Here is a 14,596-nt window from a genome sequence, read left to right as displayed (position 1 = left end):
GTTATATAATTTCTATTATTTAAATTTAGTTTGTCCAATTAATGTTTATAATTCGGTTAATGAAATAGCTATCATAGGTTCTTTATTGGTTAATTTGAATATTTTTTTTCTAATCACTTTTCTTACTAAGTTTTGAAAATTATTTAAATTATTTTTCATTTTAGCATCTTCACTTAAATATGTTTTAGAATAAACATCAATTACATGCTTTTTAATGATTTTATCAGTTTCACTTCTTTCATCTGGATCAATAACACCAATATATTTGATGTCAAATTTATCATATATTTGTTTAGATTTTTTATCTATTAAAATAGATATGATGATTACTCCATCACGAACTAAAATTTCTCTTTCTAAAATAACTTCTTTAGATATATCATCAACACCAAAACCATCTATTATTATGTCTCCAACATTTGCTATTTTTCCTTTTTGAGAAATTAATTTATTACCTTCAAATTGAGCAATTTTTCCATTTTGTAAAATAACACAATTTCCCTGCGAATATCCTGAAGCACATACTTCTCTAACAGCAACAGATAAGTAACGATATAAACCTTGAATTGGTAAAAAGTATTTAGGTTTTAAAATATTAACAGCATCTATAATATCTTGTTTTGTTGGACGACATTGATAAAACTTATCTTCAGATATATCTGTTATTTTAGGTGTAATTCTTGCAATTTCATCTAATGCATAAGATGCTTCTGTTTCTTGTCCATTAATTGGAGGAGCAATCATAACGAAATGATCAGATTTGCTAAATTTAAAATAAACATCATTATTTTCTGTTATTCTAATAAATCTTTTAAATAATCTTTCAACAGTTCCTGAAATAATTATTACTACATTATTATCATGTTTAGAAATATATTTATAATCTAAAATTTTAGGTAATTTTAAATCTGGATTTCTTTTTTGTAAAAGTTCTAATAATTGATGATATGAACGACCATAAGTCACAATATCTCTACCATATTTTAAAGCCATATCTAATACTTGATGAAGAGTAGCCATTTCTTGATCATAAGCCCCAATAATAATTCTTTCATCTTTTGTTGTCTCATTAAATACTTGTTCTAATTCATTGGTTATTGTAATTTTTTGAGATGACTTACCATTAAAGTTTGACATTCCTGAATCTAAAAATAAAGCTAGGACATTAGGAAATTTAGATTTAATGGCAGGTAAATCAGTTTTTCCATAAACCCCTAAATCACCATCTACAAAGTTGGTTAAAAATAAATATGAACCTTCTTTAACTGTAAAGCTAAATCCTATTGTTCCAGGAAGAGCTCCCGCTAGAGGAATTGCATGAATAATAGTATCATTTACTTTAATTCCTTGTTCTGGAATTACTTCAACATAAATAGATTTTAAATTAATGTTATATTTAGATAATCTTTCTAAAATAGATATTCTTGAAAATGATGAACAAAAAATAGGTATATTTGGTATTTCCATCACTAGTCATGGAAGACCTGATAATGAATCATTTTTAGTATCAACAATAAAAATACCTTTAATTCTTTTTGCATTATTTTTTAAATAATCATAATCTGGAATTAAGGTATCAATTCCATAAGTAGATACTATAGGAACTTTTGTCCCAAAATTCATAACAAATAAATCATTATTAATATCTAAAACATAGCAATTCTTACCATTTTCATCTAAACCACCTAATGCAAAAAATTTAACATTAGTCATATTTTGCTCCTTGATTAAATTATTTTCAATTTTGATTAAATACAATATTATTTGAATTTGTATAAATTCTAATTTATAAGTTTAAATTATATAATAATATTAATTTAATATCAAATATTTTTACACAATTAAATATAATTTAATTTATGAAAGAAATAAGAACAAGATATGCCCCTTCACCAACAGGTTATTTACATATAGGTGGTGCTAGAACTGCTCTATTTAATTATTTGTTTGCTAAACATAATAATGGGAAATTTATTTTTCGTTTAGAAGATACTGATGTATCTAGAAATGTTCCAGGCGGAGAAGAATCACAGTTAAATAATCTAGCTTGATTAAAAATTATTCCAGATGAATCTCCTATTAATCCTAATGAAAAATATGGCAAATATCGGCAAACAGAAAAGTTAGCAAGATATAATGAAATCATTGAAAAAATGATCCAAGATAAAACTGCCTATATTGCTTTTGATTCTTCTAGTGAATTAGAACAACAAAGAAAAGAACAAGAAGCAAAAGGAATAATGTCTTTCCGTTATGACCGTAATTGATTAAAAATATCTGATGAAGAAAAAGAAAAAAGACTAAAAAATAAAGAATATTCTATAAGAGTGTCTTTACCTAAAAATAAAGTTTATAGTTGAAATGACTTAGTTAGAGGTAATATAAGTGTTAATACAGATGAAATAGGTGATTGAGTAATTCAAAAATCTGATGGCTATCCTACATATAATTTTGCAGTTGTTGTTGATGATCATGATATGGAAATTACTCATGTTTTTAGAGGAGAAGAACATATCACTAACACTCCAAAACAATTGGCTATTTATGATTTATTAAATTGAGAACATCCTTCTTTTGGACATCTAACAATTATTACAAATATGGAAGGTAAAAAACTATCTAAAAGAGATGCTTCTTTATCTCAATTTATAGAAGATTATAAAAATGATGGTTATGTGCCAGATGCTATTTTTAATTTTCTTGCTCTTTTAGGTTGAACATCTGAAGATGCTAAAGAATTAATGTCTATTGAAGAATTGATTGAAAAATTTGATTATCGTCGTTTATCTAAATCTCCTTCTAAGTTTGATATTAATAAAATGAATTGATTTTCAAAGCAATATATGAAAAAAGAAAAAAATGAAGATTTAATTCAAAAAATAAATTTTTCAAAAAATCATGATATTGTATGAAAAAATCTTTTTGTAGAAACATATAAACAAAATTGTTGCAATATAAAAGAAATGAATGAATCATTAATTATTTATAATCAGGAATTAGAACCTATTAAAAATGAAAATAATAAGATTATCAATGAATTTATCAACCAATTAAAATCAAAAGATTTTACTATTGAAAATATTCAAGAAGCAATTAATAAAACAAAAGAAATAACAAATACTAGTGGAAAAGAATTATTTATGACCATTAGAAAAGCTACTACAAATTTAGAGCATGGTCCAGAACTTGCTAAAACTATATTTTTATTTGGTAAAGAAAAAATTTATTATAGATTGGGTATAAAACATGAAGATTAATTTTAAATCAGTTAGAACAGAGATGGATGGAGAAGAAAACATTATTGAATTTAATTCCAAGTTAGAAATTGACTATGAAGATGAATTTAAATGTTTAGTTTTTAATGAAAATAGAAATGGCAAAATCATCACTAATCGTTTAGAATATTCTAATGATACTTTAAGAATATATAGTGGAATAACTTCATTACATTGCAAATTAAATGAAGTTGTTAAAAATAATTTAGTTATCAACGAACATAAACAAACATTTTTTATTTATACAAAAATGATTAATATGAATATAGAAAATGAAAATGAATTAATTTTTGAATATTTAATTTGTACAGATGATAAATTTGAACATAATACTAATATTAAATTAAAATTACAAATAACAGAATAATATAAAGTTACCAATTTCAATACCAATAATTCTTGTATTTCATAATTTTACAATATTTATCAAAGTTAAAATATTCGGTGGGTGTTTTTCTTTTCTAATAATTTAAAGTATTTTAGCAGTTCTTCTTTAGTACGGTGGTTCCTAATTTGTATTTACTAGTATTTTGCAAATAAGTTTCATAATTAATTGCAAAATCAATAAAATAATAATCATCTAGGATTCAATCATTCAAAATTTCTTTTTTAGAAAGTGTTTCCCTATTTCTTTCTGTCTTTATTATAGTTAATTTATTTTTTTAATATTCTATTGAATAAATAAGGATGGAACTATAATGATATTTCTTATTATTTCACAATAAAAATATATTTTATTTTAAAAAAAGTTTTTACTATTTTTTAACATAATAATTAGTTACTTTTGAGATAAATTCATATCTTTTCATCATTTTTGAGATGTAATTCTCTTTTGAAGAATCTGATAATTCATTAATTAATGCAAAGATAAAATTAATTTTTTCTAATTCTTTTTAGATATAAATTGAGTGTCCTTTTTGTTGTTTATTTATTTTACAAGGACAACCAGAGAGAAATATCTGGTTTTTTATTTATCGGTATTTAATTTGGTAACTTTATGCCCAACCAGAAGCTTTTTTATTTACTATCAAATTATGTATAATTAAAAAAATATTACTTTAGGTCTTTATAAATAAATTATTTTTTATGATTTGTATTTTTTCTAAAATCATCTTTATGAAAAGATTCAAGAACACTTAGTCTTTGGTCAACTTTTTGATTAAATTCCTTTTGTTCTTTTATAAAATCAACTACTGAATTATTAAATTCCTTTTGTTCTTTTATAAATTCAGTCACATCTGACATAAACTCTAATACTTTATTTTCAAAAGATGATTTTTTCACTTTATCTTTATCTCCAGTAATTTTAATTTTATAAGATTTCTTTGTTTCTTCAATTAATTCAATTTTAGGATCATTAGATAAATTTAACAGTTCATTAATTTTCTTCTTGTTGATAATAGAAATAAATTAGATTCTATCAAATTACTTTAAACTTAATAATTAAATACTTTTTAATCTATATTTAACTAAATTATTAAAATAATTAAATTTTATTTTTATTAGAATTCTGATTGGATATTTTTGTTTTTTTGTTAAATAAATTACTTTAAATTTTTTAATTCTTTTTTAATAGTTGGAAGTGATTGAATAATATCTAATTTATCTTCGATAATATTTAATCTTTGGTCAACTTTATGATTAAATTCCTTTTGTTCTTTTATAAATTCAGATCACATCTGACATAAACTCTAATACTTTATTTTCAAAAGATGATTTTTTCACTTTATCTTTATCTCCAGTAATTTTAATTTTATAAGATTTCTTTGTTTCTTCTACTAATTCAATTTTAGGATCATTAGATAGATTTAATAATTCATTCATCTTTTTCTTACTAATAATTGACATGATTTAAATTTTATCAAAGTTGAAATAGAAATTTATTACTAATTTTCTTTAATTTTTTTCTTTTTTTATTTAGTTGAGAAAAACAAATATTTACATCATAATAATAGATCTTATAAGAATAATTTTTTATTCTATAAAGAATCTGATAATTCATTCATTAATGTAAAGATAAAATTAATTTTTTCTAATTCTTTTTCAGATATAAATTGAAGTTTCATATAATTTAAGCATTCTTTTTCTTGTTTATTTATTTTACAAAGACAACCAGGGAAAAATCTCTAGTTTTTTATTTATTGGTATTCATTTTGGTATCTTTATAAATAATAGAATAAATTTATTTTTTTAAATAATATTGAATCTTATGTCAAGTATTTTTTATTCATATCCCAATTTTTGCTGGAATAAATGATCTTTTCACTTCAACATTTTGATACACATTTAATTTATAGTAAGAAGAGTTGATAATAATTCCTGCATGCAAGAAATATGAAATATATTGAACAAACAACATTAAATAAAGGAAAGAACCAATTAAACCAAATTTTTCATAATTTAAAAATTTGCAAATAGATGAAAATAATAAGATAAAGAAAATAAGTGGTATTAGAGATGTTAAAATACCCAAGTTTAAATATGATCATTTTAATCTAATTGGTGAAATATATTTAAAAAGCAAAGCAATACCTATATAACCAAAAATAAGTAAATATATGAATAAAATAGCATATAAAACATATTGATAAACAATTTTATTTGTAATCATAGATGCAATTATTTGCATAACAGGAATAAAAGAAATAGCTGATATTGTAAAAAATACTGAAATAAGAATAACTATGATAATTGATTTAATTCTTTTTCATAAAAAATTTTGTTTATCATCAAATCCATATAATTCTGTAAAAGAATCTCTAAATTTAGATATTCCTTTAGAAGCAAATCAAATTGATGAAAATAGGAAAATAATTGTAAGTAAAATATTGGCAGCATTTCAATCTAAATTAGCTGTAAATAATGTATTAAAACCTGGAATTATGAAATAAATAACTTCATTAATAAAAAAGTCTTTTCATGTAATGTTTATCAAAGAAATTGTTGAAATAACGATAAGACTAATAGGAATTATTGAGAAAAATAGATAGAAAGCCACCGAAGAAGGAATGAATTTAAATTTACCTGATGACAAAATAGCATATGTATTATTTGCTGTTATTTTTAATTTGGCATTTGATATATTTTTACGATCAAAAGCAAAAATCAAAGAAATTCTTATTATGATTTGAACTATCTTAGATAATAATTTATCCTCATTATGATGCTGAACTTCATAATTAGTAGTTCAAGGTATTTTAGATTTAATAAACTTTTTATTCTTTTTAGGAACCGCTTTTCATCCAGATAAAATTTTATTTCTTTTCATTTTATTAATTCTTTCTTAATATTTCTTCAATTAATTCATTAGTTAAAATAGGGTTAGCTTGACCTTTAGAGATTTTCATAATTTCTCCTGTTATAAATTTTAAGGTCTTTTCTTTTTGAGTTAAATAATCATTTTTTAAATATGGATATTTTTCTACTATTTCATTAATTCAAGTTGATATTAAAGATTTATCTGAAATTAATTTAAATCCATTTTTTTCTATTAAATCATTAATAGAAGAATTATTGTCCACTAATAGAGGAATTATTTGTTTTAATTGTTTTCCAGAAATAACTCCTTGTTCTAATAGTAAAAGGCACTCTTTTATATCTTGAGGTTTAATATTAATTGAAGATATTTTTTGATTTAATTTTTTTTCTAGAGGAATTATTTCAGAAAAAAATATTTTAACACTTTGGAAAATATCATGATATTGAATTTGATCGATAAATCTTGCATAATCTATATTATTAATAATTTGATTGCAATAATTTTCAGGAACACCAAAAGATAAGAATCTTTGTTTCATTTCTTGAGGCAATTCATTTATTTTTATATTATCAATTCATTTTTGCTCTAAAACAATAATAGGAATATTAGGATCTGGGAAATATTTATAATCTACTGCATCTGTTTTTTTTCTCATTGAAACAGTTTGCAATAAACTTTCATCAAAATTTTTTGTTTCTTGTTCAATTTCTTCTCCTCTTATTATCTTTTGCACATGCAAGTTGTATTCATATTCAATTGCTGTTTTAACATTATTTAAGGAGTTTAAATTTTTAATTTCCACTCTTGTTCCATATTTATTTGTCCCCAACATTCTTACTGATAAATTAATATCTGCCCGTAAAGAACCTTTTGCCATAATTGCATCAGAAATATCTAAAAATTTTGCTATTTTTTGGATTTCTTCAATATATTGAACAGCTTCTTCAGCACTTCTTATATTTGGATAAGAAACAATTTCAATCAAAGGAACTCCTGCACGATTGTAATTGATTAATGTTTGTCCATCTTGATGTTGCTGCCTGGCAGTATCTTCTTCAATATGAATTCTTTCAATTGGTATTTGTTTTGTTTGCCCATTGCTAGAAATTGTTATTGTTCCATTTTTACCTATAGGTCTAAATTGTTGGGTTATTTGATATCCTTTTGGTAAATCAGTATAGAAATAGTTTTTACGATCAAAATGTAATTCATGATTTATTTCCATATTTAGAGCTTTCGCTAATTTTATTGCTTTAATTACTACTTCTTTGTTGATTGTTGGTAAAGTTCCAGGATAACCTAAATCAATTGGTGATATTAATGTATTTGGTTCAGCATCAAAGTTATTTTCAATTGCACTAAACATTTTGGTTTTTGAATTAATTTCTAAATGAATTTCAATACCAATTATTAATTCAAAATTCTTAATCATTGTTTTCTCCTAATATGCTTTCCATGTATAAAGCAAAAGACAATAAATTTTTATCATTGTATATTTTTGTTTCTAATGAAATATTAAAAGGCATATTTTCATATTCTCCTAATTTTAAGCCTATTGATGGATTCCCTACTAGATTAGATGAAGTCAAAATATAATCCATATATTTATAATCTTTTGTTTTATTAGAATTGTCAACTTTTGGTGCAACTCGAGGAGAAGAAGGGAAAATTAGAAAATCATATTTATCATATATTTCATTAAATCAATTACTTATTAATCTTCTAACTTTTTGAGCCTTAACAAAATATTTTTGTTGATTTTCATTTTCTAAATAAAATGAACCCAAAATTAATCTTCATTTTACCATTTCACCTAAATTTTTACTTCTTGTATTTAATAATATATCTTCTCAATTTTTTCCTTCTTCTCTAGCTCCAAAAGGAATACCTGTTAAATTAGATAAATTTGAAGAAGCTTCAGAAAAAGATATTATTTCATAAACGATTTTAATTAAATTCAATAGTTCTTCATTAGGAGTAATTTTAATAACTTCAATATTTTGTTCTGATAATTTTTTCAATAAAGCTTGATATTTTTGGTCAATATAATCTTCTAATAAGTGTGAACAATCTAAGTATGCTACAGTTTTTGGTTTTTTCATTTGAATATCATTAATGTCCACATTACAAGAAGTTAAATCATACTTATCAATACCAAATAATGTTTGAGCAATAATAATACAATCATTAACAGAATGATTAAATCAAGCCACTGTATCCATTGATGAAGCATATGAAAATAAACCAAATCTTGAAACTGCTCCATAAGAAGGTTTAAAACCTACTTTACCAATATTAGATGCTGGTAATCTTACAGAATCTCCAGTATCTGAACCTATTGCAAAACCTATATTGGAACTAAATGTGGCTGCTGCTCCTGATGATGAACCTCCAACATAATAATCTTTATTTAAAGGATTGTAAATAATTCCATGATTAGAAAATGTGCCTGTTCCACCAAGACCAAATTCATCTAAGTTAGTTGTAGCAACTAATGTTGCTCCATTTTCATATAACTTATTTAAAATAGTTGCATTGTAATTTGCAACAAAATTATTTAAGATATTTGATGAACCATCGGAAATAGATTCTTTTTTTGCATAATTATTTTTTAAGGTAAATATTACTTGAGATAACTTACCTTCTTGATTATTGAATGAATCATAAACTTGTGCAACTGCATTATTACAATCTTTTTTTAATTCTTCAATTGCTTTTTCAAAATTACCTTTATGTTGATATTTCATTATTTTTTATTCCTTTGGATGATTATAAAATCTTCATTTCTTTCTTTAGCATTTGTAAGTGCTGATTTTTTATCTAATTGAATACTAGAATCAATTTCATCTTCTCTTAAAATAGAAATAGGTTTACCTACTCTTGCTAGTGGTTCAATATTGGTGGTATCTATTTTTTGTAAATCTTCTAATTTTTGATAAATATCATTAAATTCTTGATGCAATGTATTTATAAATTGAACATCTGTTTCAATATATATTTTTTTGCCTATTTTTTTAAAAAATTCTTCATTAAGTTTTATCATCTCATCTCCATATTAAATTAATGATGCTTTGTATTATCTTGATCTTTTTTGTTAATGTTTAATAATGTTTTTGTATCTACCATAACATCTGCTTTTGATGTTTTGTTTAAACGAATAAATTTATTTTTATATTTTGCTTTTAATTTTTCTTTAGCTAATTGTTCTTCTAATAAATATTTTAATTCTTCTGCAGACAATTCTGAAGTATCAAAATGTAATTCTTTCATATCAATTGATACTTTTCCTTTTAAAATTGCTAAATTACGATTTAAATCATTGATTCTTTTGTTTTGAATATTTAATTTGATTAAAGAATTAATTAAAATTGCTAATGTAATTACAAACATTAAAATAAACATTAAAATTAATCAAGAAGCTGAATCTAAAACATTAATACCAAAGATACTAACTGCTATTCATTGGAAAAAATTGAAACTATCATATGCAAATGAAGGTTGAAATTGTTTTACTATTCCTAAAATCAATAAATATACAAAAAGGACTATAAATAAAATATTGATTGCTAATCAATTTATTATTGTTGAAGTAGGTAAATTTTTTTTTCTAAATGCAAAACCAAATCAAACAAATGATAGAATGGTTAATATTAAGAAAAAAACTGGAATTGCAATATTCAATTAATCCCTTTCTTAAAATCAAATTTATTTTATTTTTATTAAATTATATTAAATATTTAATATTTATTTAATCCATTTCTTTTAATGTAAGGTAATACAAATAGAGCATATATATATAATTTAAACTTGATCTCTATTTTCTTTAAAAAATGTTTAAAATCATATCTTCTTTTATAAGATTTAATTTTAACCTCAATATAATTGGGTTTTTTATAAATTAAATTCAAAAAATTTTGGGGGCTCATATTAAACTGGAATAAGTACTTCATAGCTTCAAAAGCATTTTCATTATAAATTCTAAATTTAGTATAAGGATCATATATTTTTTTTCCAATTGAAAATAAAATATATTTTTTATTTTTTTTGAATTTATTAAATTTAGTAAATCTAGAACCAAAGATTACAGATTTTTCAAGGTTGTAATCTTGATTTATAGTATTAAATTTATTAATTTCATCAAGACTAATTAAATCACATTCACCAAATTCGATTCAAGTATGATATTTTAAATTTTGTACAAATTGAAATCCTGCACATAAAGCACTATAATATCCAGGATCATAAGATAAAGGAATATTAACTAAATTATGATTTTTTAAAAGACGATCAACATGATCAGATTGAACTCTTGTTACAAAATATAAATCAAAATTTTCTCTAAATTTAAGAATTTTTTCAATATTTTTTATTAATCATTCTTCATGATTTTTTAGTACAAAAATAATACATTGTTTTTTCATAATTAATATTATAGTATAGTTACTTTCTTCTTTGATTCCATTTGGTATTCTTGGGCATAAATGATTCCATCAGTACATTGAATAGTAATTGGGGTATTTATAGAATTTTTAGATGCTTTAAAGATTTTAATTCTTTTATTTGTTTTTTGATCAATTATATATGCTCCAGGTTGTGAAGAAAGTGCATTTATTTTATTGATTGTATTTTCAATAGAATCTAAATTTAGTAATTCATCTTCTTTAGCTATTTTGGGAGCAAATGATACTAAATTTTCTTGTTGCACAACTCTTGTATATTTGTTTTCTTTGATTAAATTCAATCATTCAACAATATTTTCAGATGCTAAAGTAGATAATTTAATTAATAAAGAATCATAATTATCATTGGGTAAAATTGCGATTTCTTTTTGAAAAAAAATATCTCCTGCATCCATTTTACTTACCATTTCCATTAAAGTAATACCTGTTATTGTTTCTCCTTTTCAAATTGCATATTGAATAGGAGCTGCCCCTCGATATTTAGGTAATAAAGAAGCATGAATATTAAAAGAACCTAATTTAGCTAATGACAAAATATTTTGGGGAATAATTTGTCCATATGCCATTGTTAAAAAAATATCAAACTCTAATGTTGCTAATTCTTGGTATATTTCTGAAATTTTTTCTGGTTGATATGTTTTAATGTTATGTTTTCGAGCAAGTTCAATAGTTGGTGGTGGTGTCAAAATTTGTTTTCTTCCTATTTTTCGATCAGGTTGAGCTATTAGAGCAACTACATCAAAAGATTTAATAATTTTTTCAAATGTTTCAAGAGAAAAACTAGGAGTACCTGCTAATATAATTTTCATATTTATTATTGATTATCATCTGAGTCATTAGAATTTGTATTGTTCATATTATTAAGCATTAATTCTTGTGTTCTTGATATTTCTTTTTCAACTTCTTGTTCAATATGTTCAATATCTAAAATAGCTACTGACTGAATTTTTGAATTATCTTTAATTTGAATTACCCGTACACCTTTAGTTGATCTCGAACTATCTGCAATAGAATCTAAACTTGTTCTAATAGCAACTCCTTTATTAGTTACTACCATAATATCTTCATTTCCTGAAACTAAACCAACATAAATCAATGAACCTGATTTTTCGGCATTGATTGATTTAACACCTTTAGCTCCTCTTTTAGTTTGACGATAGTCTGCTAATGATGTTTTTTTACCAAATCCATTAGCTCCAATTGAAAGAACAACATTACCTTCTGAAGTATTTGAAGCCCCAATAATATATTCTTTATCAGGATTATCAAATCTCATTCCTGTAACTCCTGTTGCAGTTCTAGACATTGGTCTTACTTCATCAGCTGAGAAACGAACTACTTTTCCATTAGATGCTCCTAAAATTATTTCGTCATTAGCTTTTACTTTCATAGCTTTAACTAATTCATCACCTTCACGCATGCTTAAAGCAATTTTTCCATTTCTATTAATTCTTTGGTATTGGCTAATTGGTGTTCTTTTGATAATCCCTGATTTAGTAATTGTTACTAAAAATTCATCATCATCATAAGAATTGGTTGTTAATAAAGAAATAACTCTTTCATCTTTTTCTATTTGAATTAAATTTAAAAATGGAATTCCTTTTGCTTGTTTAGACATTTCAGGAATTTGGTGTGCTCTTAAACGATAAACTTTTCCAAAAGAAGTAAAGATTAAAAGATCAGTATGTGTTGTTGTAGATAAAATTTTAGCAACATCATCATCACTATATGTAGTTTGAGTTGAAGAACCTACTCCACCTCTTTTTTGTACACGATATTCAATTAAAGGAATTCTTTTAACATATCCTTTAGCGCTCATTGTAATTAAAATGTTTTTTTCAGGAATTAAATCTTCATCTGAAATATCACCAAAATTGTTAATATCAATTTCAGTTCTTCTTTCATCGCTATACTTATCTTTAATCACTGTTAATTCATCAATGATTAATTGAATTAATTTTGCATGATTTGCAAGAATTTCCTCAAAATTTCTAATCATTTCATTTAATTCATTTAGTTCTTCATTCATTTTTTCAATAGCAAGACCTGTCAATCTTCCTAATCTCATTTCAGTAATTGCTTTTGCCTGTTTATCAGATAAACTAAATACTTCCATCATTGTAGCTTGAGCTTCGGCATCTGTTTTAGAATTTCTAATAATTTTGATAATTTCATCAATATTATTAACAGCAATTTTTAATCCTTCTAAAATATGAGCTCTAGCTTTAGCTTTTTCTAAATCAAATTGAACTCTTCTAGTAACAACATCTATTTGGTGATTTAAATAAACTTGTAAAGCTGATTTTAAATTTAATAATTTAGGTTCATTATTAACTAAAGCAATCATATTTGCTGAATAATTAATTTGTAAATTAGTTAATTTAAATAATTGATTTAACATTACTTCAGGAACTACATTTTTTCTTAATTCAATAACAACTCTAATTCCTTTTCTAGAAGTTTCATCTCTTAAATCTACAATTCCATCGATTTTTTTATCTTTAATTAAAGTAGCGATTTTTTCAATCATTGCCGGTTTTTTTACTTCATATGGAATTTCTGTAACAATAATTCTAGATTTACCATTTTTTAATAATTCGATATGAGTTTTAGATCTTGTAATAATTGATCCTTTTCCAGTTGTATAAGCATCAATAATTCCTTTACGTCCTAAAATGGTAGCACCAGTTGGGAAGTCTGGACCTTTAACATATTGCATTAATTCTTCAATAGTAATTTCAGGATTTCTAGCTAAAGCAATAACACCATCAATTACTTCTCCTAAATTATGAGGAGGAATATTAGTTGCCATACCTACTGCAATTCCAACTGAACCTGAAACTAATAAATTAGGAAATCTTGCAGGTAAAACTGTAGGTTCTTGTTCTGAACCATCATAGTTAGGAATAAAATCAACTGTATTTTTTTTCAAGCCATCAATCATTTCATTAGCAATTTTTGACATTCTTGCTTCAGTGTAACGCATTGCCGCTGCTTCATCGCCATCTATTGAACCAAAGTTACCATGACCATCAATTAAAGGATAACGCAGTGAAAAATCCTGAGCCATTCTAACCATAGATTCATATATTGCACTATCACCATGAGGGTGATATTTCCCTAAAACATCACCAACAATTCTAGCTGATTTTTTAAATGGATCTGATGAAGTAACTCCTAATTCTGACATAGAATATAAAATTCTTCTATGAACTGGTTTTAATCCATCTCTAGCATCTGGTAAAGCACGAGATACAATAACACTCATTGCATATTCTAAAAAGGATTTTCTCATTTCTTGAGAAACATTAATAGGAGCAAGAAATTCAGTTTCTTCATCAATTAACTGAGACTTAACTTTGTATTCTTCATTATTTTGAGGAATGATTTCTTCTTCATCATCTATAATAATTTTTTTAACTTCACTTTCATCTGAAAAAACAACTTTTAATTCTTCTGTGTGATCATAATATTTTGAATCCTCATCATCATTAATTATTTCTTTATTTTTTTTATCTTCATCTTCATCATTAAAAAACATAAAAACTCCTAGATTATTACCTTATTTGTTATTTATAAAATTATACTAGAAATTAATATAT

Annotated in this window: 14 protein-coding genes; 2 read left to right on the top strand and 12 right to left on the bottom strand. The window is 23.8% G+C overall.

The annotated features are described in order from the left end of the window. Positions 1-45: 45 nt before the first annotated feature. A complete protein-coding gene (locus ACJA29_RS00365; protein ID WP_406602652.1) occupies positions 46-1,713 on the bottom strand; it encodes a ribonuclease J in 1,668 nt (555 codons plus the stop codon). Between the two features lie 146 nt (positions 1,714-1,859). Here ACJA29_RS00365 and gltX point away from each other — a divergent pair, with 146 nt between their 5' ends. Beyond that, positions 1,860-3,257 (top strand): glutamate--tRNA ligase, encoded by a 1,398-nt coding sequence (gltX, locus tag ACJA29_RS00360; protein WP_406602651.1) that lies wholly within the window; start codon positions 1,860-1,862, stop codon positions 3,255-3,257. Continuing rightward, the gene (locus tag ACJA29_RS00355) at positions 3,247-3,642 is read left to right on the top strand and encodes a hypothetical protein (protein ID WP_406602650.1); all 396 of its coding nucleotides are present in this window, start codon (positions 3,247-3,249) and stop codon (positions 3,640-3,642) included. Before gltX ends, ACJA29_RS00355 begins: the two co-directional genes overlap by 11 nt. A gap of 710 nt (positions 3,643-4,352) precedes the next feature. Here the strand turns inward: ACJA29_RS00355 and ACJA29_RS00350 are convergent. The 11 genes from ACJA29_RS00350 to gyrA all read right to left on the bottom strand — a co-directional run bounded on the left by ACJA29_RS00350 (position 4,353) and on the right by gyrA (position 14,535). Continuing rightward, positions 4,353-4,559 (bottom strand): hypothetical protein, encoded by a 207-nt coding sequence (locus ACJA29_RS00350; protein WP_406602649.1) that lies wholly within the window; start codon positions 4,557-4,559, stop codon positions 4,353-4,355. Between the two features lie 260 nt (positions 4,560-4,819). Further along, positions 4,820-4,954 carry a hypothetical protein gene (locus tag ACJA29_RS00345; protein ID WP_406602648.1) on the bottom strand — a complete coding sequence of 45 codons (135 nt, stop codon included), beginning with the start codon at positions 4,952-4,954 and terminating at the stop codon, positions 4,820-4,822. After that, on the bottom strand, positions 4,917-5,123 hold the full coding sequence (locus ACJA29_RS00340; RefSeq protein WP_406602647.1) for a hypothetical protein: 207 nt from the start codon (positions 5,121-5,123) through the stop codon (positions 4,917-4,919). The genes ACJA29_RS00345 and ACJA29_RS00340 overlap by 38 nt, the downstream gene beginning before the upstream one ends. Positions 5,124-5,457: 334 nt before the next feature. After that, the gene (locus ACJA29_RS00335) at positions 5,458-6,543 is read right to left on the bottom strand and encodes a YhjD/YihY/BrkB family envelope integrity protein (RefSeq protein WP_406602646.1); all 1,086 of its coding nucleotides are present in this window, start codon (positions 6,541-6,543) and stop codon (positions 5,458-5,460) included. Between the two features lie 4 nt (positions 6,544-6,547). After that, positions 6,548-7,963, bottom strand: coding sequence for an Asp-tRNA(Asn)/Glu-tRNA(Gln) amidotransferase subunit GatB (gatB, locus tag ACJA29_RS00330; protein ID WP_406602986.1), 1,416 nt, complete (start codon positions 7,961-7,963; stop codon positions 6,548-6,550). Beyond that, positions 7,959-9,281 carry an amidase family protein gene (locus ACJA29_RS00325; RefSeq protein WP_406602645.1) on the bottom strand — a complete coding sequence of 441 codons (1,323 nt, stop codon included), beginning with the start codon at positions 9,279-9,281 and terminating at the stop codon, positions 7,959-7,961. The genes gatB and ACJA29_RS00325 overlap by 5 nt, the downstream gene beginning before the upstream one ends. Further along, complete coding sequence (locus ACJA29_RS00320) at positions 9,281-9,577, bottom strand: Asp-tRNA(Asn)/Glu-tRNA(Gln) amidotransferase subunit GatC (protein WP_406602644.1); 297 nt, start codon at positions 9,575-9,577, stop codon at positions 9,281-9,283. Before ACJA29_RS00320 ends, ACJA29_RS00325 begins: the two co-directional genes overlap by 1 nt. Positions 9,578-9,594: 17 nt before the next feature. Then, positions 9,595-10,215 carry a hypothetical protein gene (locus tag ACJA29_RS00315; protein ID WP_406602643.1) on the bottom strand — a complete coding sequence of 207 codons (621 nt, stop codon included), beginning with the start codon at positions 10,213-10,215 and terminating at the stop codon, positions 9,595-9,597. A 56-nt stretch (positions 10,216-10,271) separates the two neighbouring features. After that, positions 10,272-10,955, bottom strand: a complete 684-nt coding sequence (locus tag ACJA29_RS00310; protein WP_406602642.1) for a hypothetical protein — start codon at positions 10,953-10,955, stop codon at positions 10,272-10,274. A gap of 8 nt (positions 10,956-10,963) precedes the next feature. Further along, positions 10,964-11,803 (bottom strand): methionyl-tRNA formyltransferase, encoded by an 840-nt coding sequence (fmt, locus tag ACJA29_RS00305; protein WP_406602641.1) that lies wholly within the window; start codon positions 11,801-11,803, stop codon positions 10,964-10,966. Between the two features lie 5 nt (positions 11,804-11,808). Beyond that, on the bottom strand, positions 11,809-14,535 hold the full coding sequence (gene gyrA / locus ACJA29_RS00300) for a DNA gyrase subunit A (protein WP_406602640.1): 2,727 nt from the start codon (positions 14,533-14,535) through the stop codon (positions 11,809-11,811). Positions 14,536-14,596 lie beyond the last annotated feature (61 nt).

Source organism: Metamycoplasma sualvi (assembly GCF_045276925.1).
Taxonomy (GTDB): domain Bacteria; phylum Bacillota_I; class Bacilli_A; order Mycoplasmatales; family Metamycoplasmataceae; genus UBA710.
Note: the sequence above shows the minus strand (reverse complement) of the source record. Positions and strands in the feature narration are given on the sequence as shown.